This is a genomic window from Sphaerisporangium sp. NPDC088356, from assembly GCF_040685555.1.
Taxonomy (GTDB): domain Bacteria; phylum Actinomycetota; class Actinomycetes; order Streptosporangiales; family Streptosporangiaceae; genus Sphaerisporangium.
Genome location: NZ_JBFBIK010000115.1, coordinates 1 through 23,242 on the forward strand (window position 1 = coordinate 1; position 23,242 = coordinate 23,242).

Consider the following 23,242-nt stretch of genomic DNA (forward strand, 5'->3'; position numbering starts at 1 on the left):
GCCAGCGCCTACGGGTACGGCCGCAACTGGGCCCAGGCCACCTCCAGCGGCTGGGGGTACTTCATCTTCGACTCCCTGCGCTCCTGGTGGAACTACCAGTGGATGGTCCTGAACTTCCACACCGGCCTCGCCTCGTCACATCCGTACCAGTCGTGGCCCTGGGAGTGGCCCCTGCTGCTGCGGCCGGTCGCGTTCTTCTACGAGAGCCCCGGCGGCTGCGGGGCGGCGAAGTGCTCGCAGGCCGTGCTCGGGGTGGGCACGCCGGTCATCTGGTACGGGGCGATCATCGCCCTGCTCGCGATGATCGTCTGGTACGTGTCCACCCGCGACTGGCGGGCCGGAGCCGTGCTGCTGGCCTACGCCGCCGGAGGGCTGCCCTGGGTCTACTACGCCCTGGCCGACAAGCGCACGATGTTCCTGTTCTATACGGCGCCCATGCTGCCGTTCATGATCCTCGCGATCGTGCTCGCCGCCGGCCTGCTCATCGGACCGGCCAACGGCGAACCGGTGCGGCGGATCATCGGAGCCTCGCTTTCGGGTGCCTTCGTGCTCGTGGCACTGATTAACTTCTGGTGGCTGTACCCCGTTATCTCCGCCGAGATCATCCCCTACGACGATTGGCATCGGCGCATGCTGCTTGACCGCTGGATATGACGCCTCGACTCGCACAACCCAGCCCTTCTGCTCTTTCTGGCCTTACAGGTAGGTGACGTGGAAATCGTCCGTGGTGGTGGTCGTCGTCAGGGCCCGGGCCTATACGGCAGACTGCGGGGCATGCCTGCACCCGACGTCGCCGCGCTCCTGACAGAGCTCGAGCGCTCCGATCCGGACGTCGCCGACGACGCCAGGACCGCCGTCGAGTGGCTGACCGGCGCCGAGCCGCTCGAAACGATCACTCAGCTCGATGTGTGCGAGTTCCTCTGGTACACGCTGCCCCTCAAGGTGACCGGCGACCACGGCGACATCGCCAGGGCCCTGGGAAGGCTGCTGCGCCTCGGCGGTATGGACCGCTACGCCGCCCTGTGCGCGTCTCCGACCACCTCCCAGATCCTGCGCGCGTACGCGCGTGAGGGCGAGGACGCCGGCACGGCGGCCTACCAGCGTGCCCTCGGCGCCACCGGAGTGCTGCCGCCCGACGTGCCCGAGCTCCGCTGGAGCTCGATCATGGGTCCCGAGGAGTTAGGCGCGCACCTCGCGTGCTCGGCCGCGCTCGAGATCGCCATCGTGTCCGGCGAGCTGGAGCCCGCGGCGAGCAGCTGGAAGACCCGCGCGGAGGCGCTGACCCGCCGCTGGCTCACGGCTCCCCGCACCGAGCTGGGCGGCGACAACTGGCTCAACCGGGTGCACGGCGAGCGCCTCAACCGGTGGGTGCTCGGCCGAGGCGCGGCCCGGCGCGAGCTGGCCCAGCCCTTCGAGGTACGCCTCCACGCGCCCATTCCCGCGCCTGAGGGGTCCCACTTCGCCGCCCTGTCCTGGCTGCTCGAGGCGGCCGCCCGGCCCGAGGGCGTGCCGCTCACCCAGCGGCACAACATCTGCCGCGCGCTCGTCGTCGAGGCGGCGGAGCGGTTCGGCTGGGAGATGACGGGCACGCGCAGCGAGAGCGGCGTCACCGCCCTGCGCACCCTGCGCCACGTCGCCGAGCACGAGATGCGGGCCGTGCACCGCACGGGCCGGAGGCTTCTGATCACCGCGACGGGCAGGCGGCTGCTCGCCGACCCCGAGGCCAGGTGGCAGGCCGCGTCCCTGGCGCTGCTGACCCCCGCGCCCGGCGAGCGCGAGATGGAGATGTCGGTGCGCGAGGTCGGGCTGATGCTCCTGACCGACGGCAAGGAGCTGCCCTGCGCGTCGCTGGCCGAGCGGGTCACCGAGGTGGTCGTGGGCGAGGGCTGGCGCACGGCGACGCCGGCCGACGTGGTCCGTCCCCTGGTGGAGCTGCACCACCGGCTGGAGGCGTTGGACCTGTGCGTCTCCGCACCCCGGTCGGACGCGCCGGCGCCGGCGGCGCTCACCCCGTCCGGTCAGGCCGCCGCCCTGGCCGCCCTCCGTGGGCAGGCTCTCCGCCCCCGCCAGTACGTCACCCTCACCTGAGCCTAGGGACGCCGTCGGCGGCGGCGTGCGTTTCCAAGGCCGGAGGCTGTGCCGGGGCCGGGGCACTGCCTAGCCCCGGGCCGCGATGGCGGACATGATGTTGTCCTCGGTGACGTCGTGGCCGGTGAGCTCCCTGGCGATGCTGCCGTCCCGCAGGACCACGACGCGGTCGCAGTTCTCCACGAGCTCGGCCACGTCCGAGGAGATCAGCAGCACCGCGAGCCCGTCGACGGCCAGTTCGTCGATGAGCGACCGCATCTCCGCCCTGCTCGGGACGTCGACGCCGTGGCTCGGCTCGTCGAGCAGGAGCACCTTGGGGTTCATCGCGAGCCATCGGGCGAGCAGCACCTTCTGCTGGTTGCCGCCCGACAGCTCCCCGGCCCGCTGGTCCGGGGACACCGCCTTGATGTGCAGCCGCCGCATGAAGGTCGCCACGATGCGGTCGACGCGGGCGTCCGACACGATGCCGGCCCGCGAGAGGCGGGGCAGCGCCGCGAGGGCGATGTTGTCCCGCACGGACAGGGTGGGGACGATCCCCTCGGTCCTGCGGTTCTCCGGGACCAGCCCGACCCCGGCCCTGATGGCGCTCTTGATCGACCACTTGCCGAGCGGGGCGCCCGCCACGGTCACCTGGCCCGCGTCCACCGGTTCGACGCCCGCGATGGCCCGCGCGGTCTCGCTGCGCCCGGCTCCGAGCAGCCCGCCGAGGCCGACCACCTCTCCGGGGCGCAGGGCGATGGAGATGTCGGCCAGCACGTGGCGGCGGCTGAGCCCTCTGGCCTCCAGGATCGGCAGGTCGGCGGGCTCGTCCGCCGGGCCGCCGCCGATGTCCACAGGAGCACGCGGCGGTTGGAAGGGCCTGCCCAGCATCAGCGAGACGAGCCTGAAGCGGTCGAGATCGGCCATGGGGCCGGTGTGGACGACCTTACCGTCGCGCAGCACCGTGGCCCGGTCGCAGATGCGGTAGAGCTCCTCCAGCCGGTGGCTCACGTAGATCACCGACCGGCCGCCGTCGCGGAGCGCGCCTATGACGCCGAACAGGGTCTCTATCTCGCCGGGCTCCATCGACGACGTGGGCTCGTCCATGATCACGACGCGGGCGCCGGCCGAGACGGCACGCGCCAGGGCGACCATCTGCTGGGTCCCGGGGGCCAGGGAGGCGACCGGCCGACGGACGTCGGCGCGCACTCCGTACCCGGCGAGGATCTCCCCGGCTTCCGCGTGCATGCGGGCGAAGTCGATCAGTCCCAGGCGCCCGCGCGGCTCGCGGCCGAGGAAGATGTTGCGGGCGACGCTCATCTGGGGAGCGAGGTTGCCCTTCTGGTAGATCGTCGCGATCCCCGCGCGCAGCGCCTGCAGCGGACCACCGAACCTCACGGGCTCGCCGAGGTAGCGCAGCTCGCCCCCGTCGGGCTGGTACACGCCGGAGAACAGGTTGACCAGGGTGGACTTGCCCGCGCCGTTGCCGCCGATGAGCGCGTGGACCTCCCCCTCGGCGACGGCCACGGAGACGTGGTCGAGCGCCCGGACGCCGGGGAAGCTCTTCAGGACGCCGGCGGCCTGGAGGACCATGCTGCTACCTGTCACCAGCTTCCTCCCCGGACGGCCTGGCTGGGCGAGAGGAGACACCTCGTTGGGACCGATGGTGATCTCGAAAGGAAACAATCCTGTAACAGAAGGAAACTTATCCGATCACGGCCGATCAGAACCAGTCACCGTCACCCGAGCCGGGCCACGTGCAGCCGCACGCCCTTGTTGGCCAGCTCGTCGAGCACGTCACGCGGGGCCGCGTCGTCGGTGACCAGGTGGTCGATCTGCTCGGTCGCCACCGTCTGGACCATCGTGTCGATGCCGATCTTGGTGTGGTCGGCCAGCACGACGACCTCCTCCGCCGCCGCCGCGAGCGCGCGGTCGACGCTGGCCACCTGCAGGTTGGGGGTCGAGAGCCCGCGCTCGACCGAGAGCCCGTTGCCCGAGATGAACGCCCGCCGCACGCGCAGGCCCGCGAGCGAGTGCTCGGCCGCGCTGCCGACGAGGGCGTGGATCGAGCCGCGCAGCGTGCCGCCGGTGAGGACGACCTCGATGCGCGGCGAGCCGGCCAGGGCCTGGGCGACGAGCAGGGAATTGGTCACGACGGCCAGCTCGGTGTTCCTGCTGAGCCTGCGGGCGAACTCCTGGGTGGTCGTGCCGGGCCCGACCACGATGGCGTCGCCGTCCTCGACCAGGGACGCCGCGAGGTCGGCGATCACGCTCTTCTCGATGGAGGCTACCTGGGCCTTCTGCGAGTGCGTGGGCTCCCGCGACAGCTCGCCGGGCAGCGTCGCGCCGCCGTGGTGGCGGTTGAGCAGGCCCTCGGCCTCCAGCGCCCGCAGGTCGCGGCGCACCGTGACCTCCGACGACCGCACCGCCAGGGCCAGCTCCCTCAGCGAGACCGCGCCGTTGACGCGCACCAGCTCGATGATGCGCTGCCGGCGCTCGGCGGCGAACACGGGCCGGCGGACTTCCCCCGATCCCTCGGTGTCGCCCACGGCTCCCACCTTGTCATCCGTAGCACTTGCCCGATTCTGATCATAGTCGGCCGCCCAGGTCCCCGCGAGCCACCCGCCGACACCTGCTCCACGGTCGAACGTGACCGAGTTAGAGCGTTTGCGATCGAAACTCTTGACTGTTTACGTCCACGGGTGCTTATTTTGGCTCTGCACGAGTCCAGACATGTTCGGTTTTGTGCGAAATGGCCCGGCCTACCGTCTTGTGCGGAAAGGACCCCCCTGCATGAAAGCCAAGAGACGAAGTTCCCTCCTCCTGCTGGCCGTACTCCTCTGCCTGTCGTGGCAGCTCGCCGGGATGACCGGCGCGACCGCCGCCGACGCCGCGCGCCACGGGCTGCGCGGTGACTACCACCTCAGCACGGCGCCCGGGGCCTTCGACTTCGGGCAGCTCAAGGCCACCGTCGTGGACCCGTCCATCGAATTCCCCGACCTCGAGCCGATCTTCAAGGACCTCACCGGCCGCGTGGACGACGTCACCGTACGGTGGACCGGCCGGATCCAGCCCAAGTTCTCCGAGGCCTACACCTTCTCGATGATCGGTGACAACGGCTTCCGGCTCTGGGTCGACGGGAAGGTGGTCATCGACCACTGGGTGGACGACTGGGACAAGGAGCAGATCGGCACGCCCATCACCTTGGAGGCCGGCAAGACCTACGACATCAAGATCGAGTACTTCGAGCACTTCGGAGGCTCCAACCTGCGCCTGCGCTGGCAGAGCCCGAGCCAGGTCAAGGAGATCGTCCCCACGGAGGCGCTCTTCCTGCCGGAGGGGTACGACCCGCCCGGCCCCGCGTCGGCGTCCGTCGACGCGGCCGGCGACACCGTGACCCTGGACTTCGACGCCGACCTCGCCGCCCTGCCCGCGTCCGCCAAGGACCACCTCGACTTCACCGTGGCGGGCACCGCGTGGCCGATCACCTCCGCCGCACAGGACGGCACGGACCGGTCGGTCGTACGGCTGAAGCTCGGCTTCCCCGTTCCCAGCAAGGCGGGCGCTTCCCTGCGGCTCTCCTACGACGGCCAGGGCGGCATGACCCACGCCGACGGCACAGCGCTGGAGGCGTTCGCCCACGTCGTCGTGGCGAACGACTCGAAGTACACCATCAAGACGAAGTGGGCCGCCGACGTCGACCCGGCCAACCCCCTTCCCGAGTACCCCCGGCCGCAGATGGTCCGGGACCGGTGGCGCAGCCTCAACGGCACCTGGCAGTTCTCCACCGCCCAGCAGGACCAGGCGCCCCCCGTCGGACGCGACCTCACCGAGAAGATCGTGGTCCCGTACCCGGTCGAGTCGGTCCTGTCCGGCATCGGGCGGCACGAGGAGCGGATGTGGTACCGCCGCACCTTCACCGTGCCGAAGGACTGGAACGTCCGCAGCGGCGGCACCCGGCTGGTCCTCCACCTCGACGGGGTCGACTGGCAGTCCACGGTCTACGTCAACGGCAAGCAGGTCGGCGCGCACAAGGGCGGCTACGACCGGCACAGCATCGACGTCACCGACGCCCTCGTGCACGCGGACCGGCAGGAGCTCATCGTCGGCGTGTACGACCCGACCGACAAGGGGCTCCAGCCCACCGGCAAGCAGCGGCTGGGCGGCGGCGGCATCTGGTACACCCCCGCGTCCGGCATCTGGCAGACCGTGTGGATGGAGCCCACCCCGGCCACCCGGATCAACGGCCTGCGCCTCACCCCCGACGTGCCCGGCAAGGCGCTCGACGTCGTCGTGGACGCCACCGCGGCCGCCGGCACGGTCGCCGAGGTGACCGCGCGTGACGGGAAGCGCGTCGTCGGCACGGTCACCGGACCGGCGAACGACGAGCTCCGGCTGCCGGTGGCCGCCCCCCGGCTCTGGTCGCCGGACGACCCCTTCCTGTACGACCTGACCGTGGTCCTGAAGGACGGGGGCAAGCGGACGACCGACTCCGTCCGCGGCTACTTCGGAATGCGGTCCATCACGCGCGAGCAGGTGAACGGCACCAGCCGCCTGCTGCTCAACGGCAAGCCGGTGTTCCAGTTCGGCCCGCTCGACCAGGGCTTCTGGCCCGACGGCATCTACACCGCGCCTACCGACGCGGCGCTGAAGTACGACCTGGACCAGACCAAGGCGCTGGGCTTCAACACCGTGCGCAAGCACGTCAAGGTGGAACCCGACCGCTGGTACTACTGGGCGGACAAGCTGGGCCTGCTCGTGTGGCAGGACATGCCCTCAATGGCGGGAAATCCGGGCTTGACCGAGAGGACGCAGTACGAGGCCGAGCTGAAGGAGATGGTCGACCAGCATCGCAACAACCCCTCCGTGGTGATGTACGTGACCTTCAACGAGAGCTGGGGGCAGTACGACCAGGCCAGGATCGCCCACACGGTGAAGACCTGGGACCCGTCCCGGTTGGTCGACAACATGAGCGGCGTCAACTGCTGCGGCGCGGTCGACGGCGGCAACGGCGACGTGATCGACTGGCACATGTACCCCGGCCCCGGCCCCGTGGCCAAGCCCTCCCCCACGCGGGCCTCGGTCCTCGGGGAGTACGGCGGGCTCGGCATGCCGGTCATCGGGCACACCTGGTCCGGCGGCGGATGGGGCTACGTCGTGGAACCCGACTCGGCGGCCCTGACCAACCGGTACGTGGACATGGCCCAGCAGCTCCAGCGGCTGCAGACGTGCGACGGGCTCAGCGCGGCGATCTACACCCAGACGACCGACGTGGAGACCGAGCTGAACGGCATGATGACCTACGACCGGGCGGTGACCAAGTTCGACGTCAAGCGGGTCCACGACGCCGGTAAGGCCCTCACCAGCGGGACACCCGTCGCCTGCCAGTGATCAGCACGCGTGACGCGCCCGTGCAGGGCTCCCGGCCCTTCCCGGGTGCGTCCCCCGGATCCTCCCGCGCCGGCCTCGGCCGTCCGCACCCCTCCTTCCACCCCCGCTGACCTCTTCGCGCCGAGCCGTTTCCCCTGCTCGGCCGTCCATCTGAGCTTTCGCACCCCCCAGGGAAGGAACACCCATGTCCATGCACGCCGGCCGTCACCTCCGTACGGCCGCCATCTCCCTCGCCGTGGTCCTCGCGGCCGCCGGCTGCGCCAAGTCAGAGGAGACCGCGGCCGCGCCGGCCGCGACCAGCACCCAGGGCCAGCAGGTCGTGCAGACGCCGACCGGCGAGGCGGGGCCGACCTGCACGCTCGACCAGTTCGGCGGCAAGAAGTTCGACCTGGAGACCGCCACGGTGGGCTTCTCCCAGTCGGAGAAGGAAGCCAACCCCTTCCGCATCGCCGAGACCAAGTCGATCAAGGACGAGGCGGCCAAGCTGGGCATTGAGAAACTCAGGGTGACCAATGCGCAGTCGCAGTTCTCCAAGCAGATCACCGACGTGCAGCAGCTGATCGCGCAGGGGGCTCAACTGCTCGTCATCGCCCCGCTGAACTCCGATGGCTGGGAGCCTGTCCTCCAGCAGGCGTCGGCCAAGAAGATCCCGATCATCACGGTCGACCGGAAGATCAACGCCAAGTCGTGCGGGGACTACCTGACGTTCATCGGGTCGAACTTCTACGAGCAGGGCAAGCGCGCGGCCGACCAGATGATCAAGGCGCTCGACGGCAAGGGCAAGGTCGCGATCCTGCTGGGCGCCCCCGGCAACAACGTGACCACCGAGCGCACCAACGGCTTCAAGGACCAGGTGCAGAAGCAGGCCCCGGGCATCCAGATCTCCTTCGAGCAGACCGGGGAGTTCGCCAGGGAGAAGGGCCAGCAGGTCACCGAGCAGCTCATCCAGTCGAACCCGGACATCAACGGGATCTACGCGGAGAACGACGAGATGGCGCTCGGCGCCGTGACCGCGCTCAAGGGCGCGGGCAAGACGGCCGGGGACATCAAGATCGTGTCGGTGGACGGCACCCGCAGCGCCGTTCAGAGCATCGTCGACGGCTGGCTGTACTCCGTGATCGAGTCCAACCCGAGGTTCGGCCCGCTCGCCTTCGAGACCGCCCAGAAGTTCCTGGACGGCCAGCCGATCCCCGACAAGGTGATCATCTCCGACCGCGAGTACGCCGGCGACACCGCCAAGGCGGGTCTGGACGAGGCCTACTGATCACGGCCACCCTCACGGTGAGGCGTCTCACCGTGAGGCCGTAACGGGAAACGACGTGGAGGGGAAGCCATTGGGCACATCGGATGAGCCCGTGCTGGAGGCCAGGGAGATCACCAAGCGCTTTCCCGGTGTAGTCGCGCTCGACCGCGTGTCGTTCACCGTGCGCCCGGGTGAGGTGCACGCGCTGGTCGGCGAGAACGGCGCGGGGAAGTCGACGCTGATCAAGATCTTCACGGGCGTCTACCAGCCGGACGGCGGGGAACTGCGGCACCAGGGCGGCCCCGCCGCCTTCCCCACCCCGCTGGACGCCCAGCGATCGGGCATCTCGACGATCTATCAGGAGGTCAACCTCGTCCCGATGATGAGCGTGGCCCGCAACCTGCTGCTCGGACGGGAGCCACGCAACCGGCTCGGGGTCATCGACGCCACCCGCATGTACGGCGAGGCGGAGCGCGTCCTCGCCGGCTACGGGGTGAGGACGGACGTGCGACGCCCCCTCCGCACGCTCGGGATGGGCGCCCAGCAGATGGTCGCCCTGGCCAGGGCCATCTCGATCGACGCCAGGGTCGTCATCATGGACGAGCCGACCTCGTCGCTGGAGCCCCGCGAGGTGGAGACGCTGTTCGGGGTGATCAGGCGCCTCCGCGACGACGGGATAGCCGTGATCTACGTCAGCCACCGGCTCGACGAGCTGTACGCGGTCTGCGACCGGGTGACGGTGCTGCGGGACGGGCGGCTGGCGCACACCGGGCCGATGGCCGGGCTCGAGCGGCTCCAGCTCATCTCGCTCATGCTCGGCCGCGACCTGAACGAGGTCAGGGCGAGCGGCGCGACGAGGTTCTCCCGCGACCACGACGCGGTGGCCACCGGCGAGCCGGTGATGGAGGCTCGCGGGCTCACCCGCCGGCACGTGCTCCGGGACGTCTCCGTCAGCGTGCGGCCGGGCGAGGTGGTCGGGCTCGGAGGACTGCTCGGCGCGGGCCGCAGCGAGACCGCCAAGGCGATCATGGGGGCGCTGCCGCTCGACTCAGGGGAGGTGATCGTGGCCGGGCTCCCGCTGCGACGCGGCTCCACGACCACGGCGATCCGCGCCGGAGTCAGCCTGCTGCCCGAGGACCGCAAGGCCGAGGGCATCATCCCCAACCTGTCGGTACGCGAGAACATCGCGCTGGCCTCGCTTTCGTTCCTCGCCAGGGGCGGGGTGGTGTCGGACGCCCGGATCGACGAGGTGGTCGACACCTACATGCGAAGGCTCCGGATCAAGGCCTCCTCGCCGCACCAGAAGGTGTCCGAGCTGTCGGGCGGCAACCAGCAGAAGGTGCTCCTCGCCCGGTGGCTCGCGATGCGGCCCAAGGTGCTGCTGCTCGACGAGCCCACCCGAGGGATCGACGTGGGCGCCAAGGCGGAGGTCCAGGCACTGATCGACGAGCTGGCCGGCGAGGGTCTGGGCGTGCTGCTGATCTCGTCCGACCTGGAGGAGCTCGCCGAGGGGTCCGACCGCATCATCGTGCTCCGCGAGGGGGCGGTCGTGGGCGAGCTGTCCGGCGCCGAGGTCACCGAGGAAGGCATCATGGCCTCCATCGCCGACCACTCCCCGGCCACCGGCTCCATGGCCCTCACCCGCGAGCGCGCGGAACCGCCGCACGTACCCCCCACCACGGACCCACCCCGCCCGGCGCGTGACGACGCCGCACCTGACGCCGCGGACCCACCCGGCCCCGCACCCGTCGGCCTCGCGGTCCCGGAGGGCCCCCCGGGGGCGGACTCGATGACCCGGGCGGATCACTCCTCACGAGCGGAATCCCATGACTGACACGACGACGGCGGCACTCCCTCGGGTGGACAGGACGCGCCTGTTCACCTGGCTCCAGGAGTACGGGGTCTACGCGGCGGTGCTGACCCTCCTGGTGCTCAACGTGCTGTTCACGCCCCGGTTCCTGGACGTCGCGAACTTCCGTACCCAGCTCGTCCAGGTCACCCCGATCGTGATCGTGTCACTGGGCATGGCGCTGGTGATCGGCACGCAGGGCATCGACCTGTCGGTGGGGTCGGTGATGGCGCTGTCGGCCGCGATGGTGGTGCTCTATCTCGGGTACGGCGTGCTGCCCGCCCTGCTGGTCGCGCTCGCCGCGGGCGCCATCGTCGGCGCGGCGGGAGGATCCCTGGTCGCCTACGTGGGCGTGCAGCCCATCGTGGCCACGCTCGCCCTGCTGGTCGGCGTGCGCGGTGTGGCGAACGTGCTCGTGCCGCAGCTCATGGAGTTCCGCAACCCGGACCTCATCGCGCTCGGCAGCAGTTCGGTGGCCGGCGTGCCGATCATCGTGGTCATCGCGGCGGCGCTGACCCTGCTCGTGGCGTTCCTCGTACGGCGGACGACGTTCGGCAGGCAGGTCGTCGCGATCGGGGGCAACCGCACCGCGAGCGAGCTTTCCGGCCTGCCGGTGAAGCGTGTGCTGCTGACCGTCTACATGATCTCCGGAGTGCTGGCCGCGCTCGCGGGGGTGCTGGCCACCGCCCGGTTGCAGGCCAGCGACCCCACCTCGCTCGGCCTGTTCATCGAGCTCTCAGCGATCACCGCCGTCGTCGTCGGGGGCACCCCGCTCGCCGGCGGGCGCATCAGGGTCTTCAGCACCGTCATGGGAGCGCTGCTGATGCAGCTGCTCTCGGCCACGCTGATCAAGCACAACCTGCCCCAATCGTGGACCCAGATGGTCCAGGCGGTCATCATCCTCGCCGCCGTGTACGTCACCCGGGAGCGTGGAGCACGATGACCGACTCCAAGGTGGTCCCCGCGTTCGAGGCGCCGGCCGTACGGAGCGCGGGCGCGGCGCGACGCGAGCGGCTGGGGCACGTCCTCCAGCACCACGGCGCCCTCATCGTCCTGGTGGTCCTGGTGGCGGCCGGGAGCGTCGCCTTCGACTTCTTCGCCACCGCGGAGAACGCGGCGAGCATCGTGGTCTCGTCGTCGTTCCTGGCCGTCATCGCCCTCGGCATGACGTTCGTGATCATCAGTGGCGGCATCGACCTGTCCGTGGGGTCGCTGTTCGTCCTCGGCGGCGTGCTCGCGGCGTACGGCTCGCAGGCGGGGGTCGTGGTGGCGCTGCTGCTCCCCCTCGCGGTGTGCGGGATGGTCGGGCTCGTCCAGGGCCTGATCATCGCGCGGACCGGCATGGCGCCCTTCATCGTGACGCTGGCCGGCCTCCTCGGCGTGCGCGGGCTGATGCTCGCCATCTCGAACGAGGGCGCGACGACATACCTGGTCAAGGACCCGGCCTTCGCCCGGCTCGGGCAGGGGGAGCTGTTCGGCCTGACCTACCCCGTGTACATCGCCGCCGTGCTCGCGCTGCTCAGCATGCTCCTGCTGCAACGCACGGGGTTCGGCCAGAACGTCTTCGCGATCGGGGGCAACGAGCACGCCGCGACGCTGATGGGCGTCCCCGTCGCCCGCACCAAGGTCCTGGTGTATCTCATGTCCGGCCTGCTCGCCGGGCTCGCGGGCGCGCTGAACGCCGCCCGGCTGTCCTCAGGGGTCACCATCCTAGGCATCGGGCTGGAGCTCGACGTGATCGCGGCGGTGGTCATCGGCGGCACCCTGCTCACCGGGGGCGCGGGCGGGGTGACCGGCACGGTCGCGGGGGTGCTGCTGCTCGGGGTGATCCAGAGCCTCATCAACCAGATCGGCGACCTGACCTCGTCCTTCCAGCAGGTGGTGAGCGGTGGGTTCCTCGCCCTGGTGGTGATCGCGCAGCGCCTGCTCAGCAAGGCGCAACGGCTCAACTGAGCGCGCGGGCCGGCCGCATGCCTCCCTCCAGGCGCGCGGCCGGCCGTGTTCCAGGCCCGTGGCTCCGCTAGACGCCGGCGGTCATACGGCCGCCGAGCCGGCGGCCCATGCGATCCTGCTGGCGCCGGTCCTCGTCGGTGCGCCCGGTCATGACCTCTTCGCGCGTCTCCTCGATCCTGAGGGCGACACCCATCGCGAAGAAGGTCGGTGCCCACTCGCCGACGAACAGGCCCCAGCGGTCGGCGCGGGCGAGGTCCTGCTCGTACTCCTTGGACAGAAGCCACGAAACGAATGACGCGCCGACGGACACGATGCCGGCCGTGTACATCATGCCGGATCGGATTCCCATTCGGTGGAGTGTCCTGATCATATGCCCCCCTTGATAGCGGCGTCTTGACGCTACGTTCCTACCCTTCGTCATGGCTGGTAACGATAGGTATGGATAAGGAGATAAGAGGTAATTAGTATAGACGTGGCCTTTTGTCCGCATTGAGCTGATATATCGGTATAAGAGCGGCTAGGTGTGTATCGTGAGCGCGGCGAGCACGTCCAGGCCGTTGAAGACGCCCTCCTCGACCTCGTTACGCGCGGACACCGAGGTGACGCCGAAGTCAGCGGGGACCAGGACCAGGTAGATATGCCACACCAGCCCATTCGACCCGTTGTACGCCGGGTTCAGCGACAGCGCCGACCAGCAGTGCGCCTCCTCGTCGACCCGCAGCTCCTGCTCGTAGTAGTAGCGGCCGTCCCCGGGGTGGTGCTCGGGCGTCGAGTCGTACGAGCGGGGGTCGGCCTGCGCGATGACGGCGACACGTTTGCCCTCGTCGATGGCCCCCCGGTAGCTCCCGGCCAGGTCGATGCGCGGCCTGTCACCCCCGTCGTCGATCGCGTACGACACCTCGGGGAACACGATGGCGGCGCTCACCTGACGCACGGGCAGCGGGGACGCCAGCCGTTCGCAGGAACCCCTGGAGGCCGTCGGCGGGGCCAACGAGGGAGACTTGACCGGAGTCGTGGCGGAGTAGCCGATCGCGGAGGCGATGAGCACCGCGGCGGTGCCGATGAGGGCGGGCACGAGGATCCGCGGCCATCCGGACTTTTTCCCATCTCCGTTGTCGACTGTCGCCACTCAGACCTCCGAGGGACTAGACGCGTGCCGGCGCGGAACCATACGAATATCGACGCCCGCACCAAGCGCGGGTTTTACTACTCTGGCATGCTGCGGAGGCCCGTTCGGCGGTTATCAGTAAACGCCTCGAACGGCAAAGAAGACATATGTTGTTCTCGCCTGAAAAGCACCTTCTGCGGGGCCACCGAGCTACTCCTCCGTTTCCGGGAGCCCCATTCCTGCCGTTACCGCCCGTTCCGACGCCTGGCACGCGCTCTGGCCGGCCCGCCCGGCCGACCGGCTTCGCGGCGGGCGTGAATAAGCTGGATCAGGAGAAGAGGTGAGGCCGTGATGGCTGAGCGATCTCAGGACGCCGCGTTCTCCTCCTCGGAGCGGGAGGCCATGCGAGACCTTCTCGCCGCCGACCGAGAGCGCACCATGTCGCGCGTCGCCTCGCTGACGCGCGACTGGAACGACATCGTCGAATCCTCGGCCCTGGTGGCCACCGACGACGAGCACGACCCCGAGGGGTCCTCCACCGCCTTCGAGCGAGCCCACATCCAATCCCTGCTGGACCAGGCGGCGACCCACCTCACCGACCTCGACCAGGCCCTCGTACGCCTGCGCGACGGCACGTACGGGCTGTGCGAGGTCTGCGGCGGCCCCATCGCCCTCGAACGCCTCAAGGCCCGCCCCGCCGCCACCACCTGCATCGCCTGCGCCAGCACCAGGCGCTGACCTCCACTACCCCGAGGTCAAGTCGTGGAAGTGAGCACGCGGAGGGCTTATGAAGGCGGCGCTGCGCATATATCCGACTGTGGCACAATGTCGCGATGCGTTTCCATGCCGACCTTCATATGCATTCAAAGTACTCGCGAGCCTGTAGCAAGGACAGCGACCTGAAGCATCTGACCTGGTGGGCACGGCGCAAAGGCGTCACGTTGCTGGGCACCGGCGACTTCACGCATCCGGCGTGGTTCGAGCAGCTCCGCGAGAACCTCGTCCCGGCCGAGCCTGGGCTGTTCCGGTTGGGTACGGAGCTTGATCGGGACATCTCCCGTACGCTGCCGGGCAGCCTGGCCGCCGCGCAGGTGCGGTTCATGCTCTCTGTGGAGATATCCACTATCTACCGGCAGGGCGAGCGGTCTCGAAAAATCCATCATTTGGTGTACATGCCGGATTTTGAGGCGGCGGAGGTGCTCAATCGCGGACTCGGGAAGGTCGCCGATCTCAGCTCGGACGGCCGGCCCATTGTCAGCCTGGACTCCCGCGATCTGCTGGAGATGACTCTGAGCAGCGGCGACGGCGCCTATCTGGTGCCCGCCCACGTCTGGACTCCGTGGTTCGGCGTGTTCGGCTCCAAGTCGGGGTTCGACACGATCGAAGAGTGCTACGGCGACCTCACCGATCACATCTTCGCCCTGGAGACCGGGCTGTCCAGCGATCCGGCCATGAACTGGCGGGTCTCCGGCCTCGACCGGTACCGGCTGGTCAGCTACTCCGACGCGCACTCGCCGCCCATCGTCGGTCGCGAGACCACGGTGTTCGAGACCGAGCTGGACTACTTCTCGATACTCGACGCGCTGCGCACCGGAAACGGGCACGCCGGGACGATCGAGTTCTTTCCCGAGGAGGGGAAGTACCACGTCGACGGGCACCGCAAGTGCGGCGTCCGCATGGACCCCCAGGAGACGCGCCTGCGCGGCGGGATCTGCCCGGTGTGCGGGAGGAAGCTCACGGTCGGCGTGCTGAGCCGGGTCGAGGATCTGGCCGATCGTCCCGAGGGGTTCCGCCCGGACGGCGCCGCCGGCTTCCGCAACCTCGTCCCGCTGCCGGAGATCGTGGGCGAGGTCCTCGGCTTCGGGCCGAAGAGCAAGAAGGTCGGCGCGGAGGTCGACCGGCTCACCGAGCTCATGGGGCCCGAGCTGGCGATCCTGGAGCTCGTGCCGGTCGACGAGATCGCCGTCCACTCCCCGCAGCTCGCGGAGGCCGTCGGCCGGTTGCGCCGCGGCGAGGTGACCAAGGAACCCGGGTACGACGGCGAGTTCGGGACGATCCGCGTCTTCGAGCCGGACGAGCCGAAGCAGACGCTCTTCTAGGGGCTCCGCAGTCATCCCGCCGATCAGGAGTCGTGGGCGAGCCCCGCGGCCATCAGGATCATGACGTCTGGCCTGCTCGCGATGGCTGGACGGGCATCCTCGCGGTCAGCGCGTAACCGCCCTCGGAGGTCGGCCCCGCCACGAGCTGGCCTCCGGCGAGGGTGATCCGCTCCCACAGGCCGGCCAGCCCGTAGCCCGACTCCAGGACCGGGCACTCGCGGACGGATTCCGTCCGGCCGTGCGCCGTGTTCACCACCGAGACGGTCATGACGCCGTCGCGGACCTCGCAGACGATCTGCACATCCGATCCGGGCGCGTGCTTGCGGATGTTGTTCAGCCCTTCCTGAACCACGCGGAAGCACTCGTGCTCCACCCGCCGGGAGAGGGCGCCCTGCGGGATGTCGAGGTGGAGGCTGACCCGCAGGCCGATGTCCTCCGCCTCACCCACCAGCCGGGGGATCGCCTCCACCCCTTGCGAGAACTGGTACACCTCTTCGCGCCGGAGCACCGTGAGCAGGTCGCGGAGTTCGGTGAGGGCCTGCATCCCCTTGTCCTCGATGGTGGTGGCCAGCTTGCCGATCTGGGCGGGATCCTCGGTGTCCTGAATGACGCCCGCATTGAGCACCATGGCGGTGACCGCGTGGGTCACGGTGTCGTGCAACTCGCCGGCGATCCGCCGCCGCTCCTGGGAGGCGGCGTGCTCCTCGCGCAACCGCACCCCCGTCCGCAGCTCGGCGTTAATGCTGCGGTATTCACGCACCCACGTGCCGACCAGCGCGGGCAGGTAGACCAGCGTCAGCGCACGCACCGTGATCAGGTAAAGATAATCGTCGGTGTAGGGGCTCACATAGTCGGCCACGGTGTAGACGGCCGTCAGCGCCACAGCGACCCACTGCCAGCGGCGCACCCTGTCCTCCGCCGTCATCGAGTAGGCGGCGAGGGTCAACGGCACGGTCTGCCCGGTGAGGACGGCGCAGGCGACCGCGCCGACGATCATCGGCCAGGCCGTACGGCGCCGCAGCAGCATGGCCCCGGCAGTGGCGACTCCGGCGAGGATCTCCAGCCAGGTCGGGGCCTTGCCCAGCAGCGAGAAGGACCGGCCCATGAGCGTGGTCGGGATCGTGAACGCCAGGACGGCACCGGCCAGCAGCACGTCCCCGATCTCGCCTCGGTGCTGTTCGGCGAACCCAGCCAACTTTCCCCGCATACCACTCATATTGCCGCTTCGACCAGCAAAAATACGACTCGGAGGCGGCGGAGCTCAAGCAAGCGGGGCACGTTGCGGGTCAATCGCCGGACGCCGGTGACCGAGGTCTCCTGGCTGGGGGAACTCCGCCGGCGAGGTGCACGACGTCGCCACCAGGACGCCGAACGCGTGGGGCCTCCACGACATGATCGGCAACGTGTGGGAGTGGTGCTGGGACGTCTATGATCCCAGCGTCTACGGGCCCTACCGCGTGTTCCGTGGCGGAAGCTGGTCTGATCAGCCCCGCGGATGCCGGGCGTCGTGCCGCCGCAAGAGCCACCCGACCTTTCACATCGACGACCTCGGATTCCGGCTCGCCCGATCGCTCTGAGCGATCCGAAGTCCCTATTGGGGTGGCCCTTCGTAGATGACTCGGCAGCCGGATCCCCGTAGGAACACGTACACGGTTTCCACTTTCGATGCCCGGTCCTCTTCAGGTGCGCGTGCCGCGATGGTCCGCACTTCGGCCGGCGTGAGGCGCTCGCCGTCGGCCATCCTGGTGAGGGCGGTGTGATGAGCGTCGTGCCAGGTCCAATCGGTGCCCAGCCGTTCGTTGGCGCGCTGCAGCACCCGTTGTATCGCCCAGTACGTCATCGGCCGGGACTCGCCGCGGTGGCTCCGCCAGATCGGCTGTCCCGGGGCGGGAAGCCCGTCGCTCGCCAGATAACGTCCGAGGTAGCGGAAAGCGTCCGGAGAGGCCGGGATCGGCTGGCGGAGCCTGGTTCGCATGGGGACGACATAGATGAGCTGACCACCCCAGTCGATGTCCTCCAAGGTCAGCGTGAGAAGTTCGCTCACCCGCGCCCCGGTACTGACGTAGAACGCCAGCAGAGCGCGATCACGGTCGCCGCCCATCGCCGCGAACAGCTCGTCCCACAGCGTGTCGGGGATCGGCCGTGGCGCTCGCCCCGCCACCTGATGCCTTAGCGGGGCCCGCTGGACGATCGGGACCGGTTCCAGCGAGTGATCGTGTGCCAGCACCTGCCACCGCTGGGCGGAGTCGGGAACCGGATTGGTCACCGGACCATTTCCCGAACGGCAATGGAAGGAGTAGAAGCCATGAACGACGGTCAGCGCGTGATTGATCGTTCTAGGGGCATACCCCACCCGCGATGATGGCTTGCCGGGCTTGAGGTTCACCGATCCCACGGGAGCCGGCTCGGGCCGCTTGCGTTCCCCCTGCGGATGGCGTGCGACCTGCAGCCAGCCCACCAGCGTCGCGACCTCCGCCTGGGTCGCCTTCTCCCAGCCGATCTCAAGGCACCACAACAGCCGGTACCACCGCAGGAGGCCGAACGCATAGCTTCGGCACGTGAGGGGACTGGCGTTCCCGAGCATCAGGTAGCGCAGGTAGGCGCTCACAGGCTCGAGTTCCTCTCCGTCGGCGTCCACGACGCAGAACGGCAAGCCGGCCGCCCGGCCGGTGATCACCGACCCCGCCGGAGGCACTGCGCACCGCCCCTCCATCAGTGCGCGCCGAACGTCGTCACCCACGTCCCGGCCCTCCCGGCAGACCAGCCCGGACGGCCGTCGATGTTCCAGGTGAAGTGCGGTTCACGGGGAGGAGCGGGAAGTGCCGCGCGCGAGCCGGCCGAGTGCCGTACAGCGCCTTGCCGAACTGGATATCGGTACCGGTGGGCTCCATCTCCCACGATGGTCGTTCCAGCCGGGCCTGGACCCGGCGGACGCTCGGTCGCCTACTTGGGGACTTCATCGCCGGCGAGCGCGGTCGGTTCGGCCGGTGCCGTCTCGACCGGCGCGATGATCGTGGTGGGGCTCGGTGAGGGGTTCGGTGTGGGACTCGGTGCGGGCGTCCTGGGGTGACTTGGCTCGTCCGCGCAGATGTGATGGGACCCATCCGGATCGGACAGGGAGGAACGCGACGGCTTCCGCGCGGCGGGTGGCGTCCGCGTGCCGGGCGTCTTCGAGGCGCCGGGCCCCCCGGGGAGGTCCGCCTTCGCCGCCGGGGGAGTGCTGTCCGCCGCGGGCCTGCCGGTCGTGTCGCCCAGGTCGTCCCGGTCGCCGGAATCCGGAGGGTCGCCGTCGAGGCCCGTGTCCGAGGACGGCGGCCGCGGCATGAGCGAGGTCGTGTTCGCCTGAAGGTCGGTGTCACCGAGCGATCTCACCACCACGGTGGTCACGGCGCCGGCCATCGCGAAGCCGACGACGCCGATCGCCATCTTGAAGGCCAGCGACTTCGCGAGTCTCGGCCTGGGCAGCGTCACGTCGGCCGGGAAGGAGCGGGGCGAGTGCTCATGGTCCGCGAGCAGACCGGTGAGGTTCGCCAGCCGACGTCGTCCGCGATCCTCCCAGTCGGGGCCGTACTCGTCGAGCGCGACGGACTCCAGCTCCGCGAGGAAGGCCTCGGCGTTCGCCGGCCGTTCCGCGGCTTGTTTGGCCAGGCCGCGCCTGACAAGGCTCCGCAATGCCCACGGAACCTGCCCGATCGGAGGTTCTGCGGTCTGGTGCATGTGGGCGAGCGCCGCGATGTTCCGCGCGTGGAAGGGCCTGATGCCGGTGAGGCACTCGAAGAACACGACGCCGGCGGCGTAGATGTCGGTCGCCGGCGACGCCGGCGACCCCGACCACTGCTCGGGCGCCATGTAAGGGGGTGTGCCGGCCCCGGCGATGCCGTCCCCCGAGTGGACGACGATGCCGAAGTCGCCCAGCTTGCTCTCACCGCCGGCCGTCACCAGGATGTTCTCCGGCTTGACGTCCCTGTGCATGATGCCGCCGGCATGGGCGGCGGCCAGCCCCAGCAGCGACCTCTTCAGCAGGACGAGCGCGGCCTCCGGCCCTGTCGGTTCCTCCGAGCGCAACAGGGTCCTCAGGGAGACGCCGTCCACCAGTTCCATGACAACCGCGGCGTAGCCCTGGACGCTCTCGAAGTACTCGTAGAAACGCACTGTGCACGCGCCGTCCAGCAGTGCGAGCCTGGGAGCCTCATGCCGTAGACGAGCGATGAAGTTCGGGTTCACGCACAGATCGCTGGAGAGGTACTTGATGGCGACGAGCACGTTGCCGGTGTCGTTGCGCGCCATGACGACGCGCCCTGACGCGCCGGTGCCGAGTTCGCGAATCTCGGTATAACCGGGGATATGCCAGCCCCGTGGGTTGCTGTCCATGTGGTCTCCTTGTATGGCCGGTACGACAGGGGGGTTTCCGGTTCAGGCCGGGTCTCCATCGGTTGACGGAGTGAGAGGGACGGCGGTGTGTCGCCGGCCACGGCAACGGCCACCCTGGCGGGCGGCGACATCAGGTCTTCTCCGGCCCGACGCCACTGCCGAACCGGCGAGCGGCGTGAACGAGACAGATCGCGGTCGGACGAGGCGGGCCGTCGTTCGATCCCCCGGCGATCAGGACGGCGGCGCCCCAACTGCCGCCGCGGTGGCGGGCTCGCAGCACCGGCACTTCACGTTGTCGGCATCGGACCCTCGGGTCCATCTCGGCCGGGTGGAACCACCTCGGCGATGCCGGCGCTCATGGCTCGGAGCTTCCGTTACGCCGCAGCAGATGGTCGGGGTTCGGCGGATTGTGAGGGTCCGTACTGATCGCCCTCGGTCACGGCGTGCACGGCGAGCTGTGAGGGTCCGTACTGATCGCCCTCGGTCACGGCGTGCTCGGCGGGCTGTGATCGTCCTCGGGTGCGTCGGCGATGGCGTCGGTCATGAGGCCGCGCTGCCAGCACCACATTCGGACGCCCTGTAGCACGCAGACATAAGCGGTGTCGATCTCTGTGGAACGTGTTGCGGCGTGCTCGGCGACCTGGTCCCAGGTGGCCGTGACGAGTGTGGAGTCGCACCATCCGGCGGTGACGCTGGTGAGGGTGTAGGGCGTGACGTCGTCGGGGGCGATCTCGCTGACGCTGCCGAGTAGGCGGGGTTGCTGGTATCGGGTCAGGATGGTCCGCCAAGGGGGCCAGGCCGATGCCGCGAGCAGTGCCAGTAGGAGTGTGCCCGCGATCCACCAGTGCACGTTCATCGTGACTCCCTTCATCGCAGGAGCCCGCTTCCGGGAGTATGTCGCCGGCGGATGAGGCTCTTGTGGTCGAATGCCGCGGAGATCTCCGGGTTACCCGGAGCGGTGGCGATGTTGATCAACCGTGATCGGGTCGCTGAGCGAAGCACGGATCAGGCTTGCCCGAGTCCCTGTGGTGCGACTGCGGCGTGCGCTCGTGGTGTGGTTCGCCGGGCGTCGACGGCCCCGGCAGGACCGGCGGAGAGAGCGGCTGCGATCCCCCATCGCAGCCGCTCTATCGCGGCGTGTGCCCATCCCCGCGCTCATGCCCGGCCGGCGGGCAGAGCATGAGGGCGATCATCCGGCACACCCTGGAAGACAGTCGCGCCGCGGGCTCGACCACAGGCGCGTACTGAGCATCCAGGATGTCCCCGGCGATCTCAGCGGGAGGGCTCCCTCCGCGTGTGTTCCGGTTCTGCCGTCGTCCGCGTCCCCGAGCCTGCGGGGACGTTCACCGCCCGAACACAGCGACATTCGAACGGTCGGCGGCGACATCACCGGCTAACGCAGACCCCGGTCAGCGGTGCTGGCCCCCGCCACCACCGTTGCCACCGCCACCGTTGCCGCCGCCGTTCTGGCCACCGCCACCGTTGCCGCCGCCGTTCTGGCCACCGCCACCGTTGCCGCCGCCATTGTGGCCGCCGCCACCGTTGCCGCCGCCGTTCTGGCCGCCGCCACCGTTGCCGCCGCCATTGTGGCCACCGCCACCGTTGCCGCCGCCATTGTGGCCACCGCCGTTCTGGCCCCAGCCACCGCCGCCGTTGCCCCAGCCGCCGTTGTGGCCGCCGCCGTTCTGGCCCCAGCCACCGCCGCTGTGGCCCCATCCGCCGTTGTGGCCGCCACGCTGGCCGTACCAGCGGCCGGGCAGGCCGACGGGCTGGTCGCACCAGTCACCCGGCAGGTCGTACTGCCGACCGCCCACGTAGTACACCGGACGGGTCTGCCCGCAGCCGGGGGCGATGTACACGCCACCGTTCACGATGGACTGGCAGCTGGGCAGGAGGTACGTGCGGCCGCCCAGGACGTACCGGTTGCCGGGCGGGTCGTACCGGTGACCGCGCAGGCCGTACCAGCGGCCGGGCAGGCCGAGGCTGATGGGCTGGTCGCACCAGTCACCCGGGAGGTCGTACTGACGACCACCCAGGATGTACACGGGACGGGTCTGCCCGCAGCCGGGGGCGATGTACACGCCACCGTTCACAATGGACTGGCAGCTGGGCAGGAGGTACGTGCGACCGCCCATGACGTACCGGTTGCCGGGCGGGTCCCACCTGTGACCGCGCATGATGTGGGCGTAACCGCGCCCGCGACCGTTCGGGCCGTGCTCGCGGAGGCCGCTGTGCCCGCCCTGGCTCGACGCGCTCCCGTGGTGCGCGCTGCTGGCCGTGGTCGCCGCGCTTGCGGGCATGGTGGCCACGGCCGCAGGAACGACCAGGGCAGACGCGGCGAGGAACCCAGTGACGAGAGTTCTTTGCATCGTCAAGAGACGACTCCTTTTCGTGAGGATGAGACTTGTGGAACGGCGCTAGGCTCCGCTCCGCCTAGCCGACGTAGCGTCGAGTACGTATCCCGGCCTTCGCCGAGATCTCCGTCCGAGATCAAAAGCACGGACTCTCGGATCAGGCGCGCGCACGGCGGGCATTGTCGCCTTCTTGTTTGTCAGCAGATTTTGCTGACATTCTGAAGTCGAACAGATCGAGAGTCTGTACGCCCGCTGCCGCCGCGACGGCGTCCGCCGTGGTACGACGGCATGTGCCTCGCTTGAGCAACCTGTCGATGCACTGCCTGGTGAGGGCCGCGCGGCGAGCGAACTCGGCCACGCTGGGGCTGCGATGTCCGGACATCAGGGCACGCAAGAGAGCTGCGCTCCGCAAATGCATCTGTGGCTTACCGGCCATCGTCAACCTCTCGGACGGATCACTACGTCGTCATATTTTGCTGACAACTCGACTGCAGGTTGGACTCTAATCGAATGGGCATGCGGGCGCAGGTGAATTTGGAAGGTTCCATGCGCGTAGCCCAAGCACGGGAGCCTGCCTGTCATCCATCTTGTTGACAGAACGGCTACTGGTTTCACAGAGGATTGCTCCTCGTCATCGGGCTCTAGCAGCCATCATTGATGCGATCATGTCGAAAAGAAATCGAGGAGCTGACAACAAAATGCCGTCATGGGGCGTGACAGCCGATCCGTCCCCCACCCCTCTGAGTGACCGTATCCGCGAGCATGTCAAGGACAAGGACCCCAGCATCCGCACGCTCGCGTTGCGGT

General features: G+C 69.3%; 17 protein-coding genes and 2 pseudogenes. 10 read left to right on the forward strand and 9 right to left on the reverse strand.

Annotated features, from left to right (window positions below):
- A pseudogene (locus AB0O34_RS29890) lies at positions 1-654 on the forward strand (phospholipid carrier-dependent glycosyltransferase); the annotation flags it as partial.
- 120 nt (positions 655-774) lie between these two features.
- Complete coding sequence (locus AB0O34_RS29895) at positions 775-2,088, forward strand: hypothetical protein (RefSeq protein ID WP_363921055.1); 1,314 nt, start codon at positions 775-777, stop codon at positions 2,086-2,088.
- A 69-nt stretch (positions 2,089-2,157) separates the two neighbouring features.
- Here the strand turns inward: AB0O34_RS29895 and AB0O34_RS29900 are convergent, their stop codons facing one another.
- Positions 2,158-3,675, reverse strand: coding sequence for a sugar ABC transporter ATP-binding protein (locus AB0O34_RS29900; RefSeq protein ID WP_363921057.1), 1,518 nt, complete (start codon positions 3,673-3,675; stop codon positions 2,158-2,160).
- 131 nt (positions 3,676-3,806) lie between these two features.
- Positions 3,807-4,616 (reverse strand): DeoR/GlpR family DNA-binding transcription regulator, encoded by an 810-nt coding sequence (locus AB0O34_RS29905; RefSeq protein ID WP_363921059.1) that lies wholly within the window; start codon positions 4,614-4,616, stop codon positions 3,807-3,809.
- 244 nt (positions 4,617-4,860) lie between these two features.
- Between AB0O34_RS29905 and AB0O34_RS29910 the strand changes: the two genes are divergently transcribed.
- From AB0O34_RS29910 to AB0O34_RS29930, 5 genes are all read left to right on the forward strand, one after another.
- Complete coding sequence (locus AB0O34_RS29910) at positions 4,861-7,458, forward strand: PA14 domain-containing protein (RefSeq protein ID WP_363921061.1); 2,598 nt, start codon at positions 4,861-4,863, stop codon at positions 7,456-7,458.
- A gap of 184 nt (positions 7,459-7,642) precedes the next feature.
- Entirely contained in the window at positions 7,643-8,722 is a 1,080-nt protein-coding gene (locus AB0O34_RS29915) for an ABC transporter substrate-binding protein (RefSeq protein WP_363921063.1), read from the forward strand.
- Between the two features lie 70 nt (positions 8,723-8,792).
- Positions 8,793-10,535 carry a sugar ABC transporter ATP-binding protein gene (locus tag AB0O34_RS29920; protein ID WP_363921065.1) on the forward strand — a complete coding sequence of 581 codons (1,743 nt, stop codon included), beginning with the start codon at positions 8,793-8,795 and terminating at the stop codon, positions 10,533-10,535.
- Complete coding sequence (locus AB0O34_RS29925; RefSeq protein ID WP_363921067.1) at positions 10,528-11,493, forward strand: ABC transporter permease; 966 nt, start codon at positions 10,528-10,530, stop codon at positions 11,491-11,493. Before AB0O34_RS29920 ends, AB0O34_RS29925 begins: the two co-directional genes overlap by 8 nt.
- The gene (locus tag AB0O34_RS29930; protein ID WP_363921068.1) at positions 11,490-12,503 is read left to right on the forward strand and encodes an ABC transporter permease; all 1,014 of its coding nucleotides are present in this window, start codon (positions 11,490-11,492) and stop codon (positions 12,501-12,503) included. The genes AB0O34_RS29925 and AB0O34_RS29930 overlap by 4 nt, the downstream gene beginning before the upstream one ends.
- 67 nt (positions 12,504-12,570) lie before the next feature.
- Here the strand turns inward: AB0O34_RS29930 and AB0O34_RS29935 are convergent, their stop codons facing one another.
- Both AB0O34_RS29935 and AB0O34_RS29940 read right to left on the reverse strand, forming a co-directional pair.
- Entirely contained in the window at positions 12,571-12,852 is a 282-nt protein-coding gene (locus tag AB0O34_RS29935; RefSeq protein WP_363921070.1) for a hypothetical protein, read from the reverse strand.
- 168 nt (positions 12,853-13,020) lie between these two features.
- On the reverse strand, positions 13,021-13,632 hold the full coding sequence (locus AB0O34_RS29940) for a hypothetical protein (protein ID WP_363921072.1): 612 nt from the start codon (positions 13,630-13,632) through the stop codon (positions 13,021-13,023).
- Between the two features lie 330 nt (positions 13,633-13,962).
- Between AB0O34_RS29940 and AB0O34_RS29945 the strand changes: the two genes are divergently transcribed.
- Complete coding sequence (locus tag AB0O34_RS29945) at positions 13,963-14,349, forward strand: TraR/DksA C4-type zinc finger protein (RefSeq protein WP_363921074.1); 387 nt, start codon at positions 13,963-13,965, stop codon at positions 14,347-14,349.
- Between the two features lie 203 nt (positions 14,350-14,552).
- Positions 14,553-15,710, forward strand: coding sequence for an endonuclease Q family protein (locus tag AB0O34_RS29950; protein WP_363921076.1), 1,158 nt, complete (start codon positions 14,553-14,555; stop codon positions 15,708-15,710).
- A 58-nt stretch (positions 15,711-15,768) separates the two neighbouring features.
- Here AB0O34_RS29950 and AB0O34_RS29955 read toward each other — a convergent pair whose 3' ends face one another.
- Complete coding sequence (locus tag AB0O34_RS29955; RefSeq protein ID WP_363921078.1) at positions 15,769-16,917, reverse strand: histidine kinase; 1,149 nt, start codon at positions 16,915-16,917, stop codon at positions 15,769-15,771.
- 121 nt (positions 16,918-17,038) lie between these two features.
- On the opposite strand from AB0O34_RS29955, the pseudogene AB0O34_RS29960 reads away from it, so the two are divergent.
- A pseudogene (locus AB0O34_RS29960) lies at positions 17,039-17,287 on the forward strand (SUMF1/EgtB/PvdO family nonheme iron enzyme); the annotation flags it as partial.
- Between the two features lie 14 nt (positions 17,288-17,301).
- Here the strand turns inward: AB0O34_RS29960 and AB0O34_RS29965 are convergent.
- The 4 genes from AB0O34_RS29965 to AB0O34_RS29980 form a co-directional block, all read right to left on the reverse strand.
- A complete protein-coding gene (locus AB0O34_RS29965) occupies positions 17,302-18,387 on the reverse strand; it encodes a tyrosine-type recombinase/integrase (protein ID WP_363921080.1) in 1,086 nt (361 codons plus the stop codon).
- 266 nt (positions 18,388-18,653) lie between these two features.
- Positions 18,654-20,081 (reverse strand): serine/threonine-protein kinase, encoded by a 1,428-nt coding sequence (locus tag AB0O34_RS29970; RefSeq protein ID WP_363921082.1) that lies wholly within the window; start codon positions 20,079-20,081, stop codon positions 18,654-18,656.
- Between the two features lie 484 nt (positions 20,082-20,565).
- Positions 20,566-20,937, reverse strand: coding sequence for a hypothetical protein (locus tag AB0O34_RS29975; RefSeq protein ID WP_363921084.1), 372 nt, complete (start codon positions 20,935-20,937; stop codon positions 20,566-20,568).
- A 553-nt stretch (positions 20,938-21,490) separates the two neighbouring features.
- Positions 21,491-22,456 carry a hypothetical protein gene (locus tag AB0O34_RS29980; protein WP_363921086.1) on the reverse strand — a complete coding sequence of 322 codons (966 nt, stop codon included), beginning with the start codon at positions 22,454-22,456 and terminating at the stop codon, positions 21,491-21,493.
- Between the last annotated feature and the right edge of the window lie 786 nt (positions 22,457-23,242).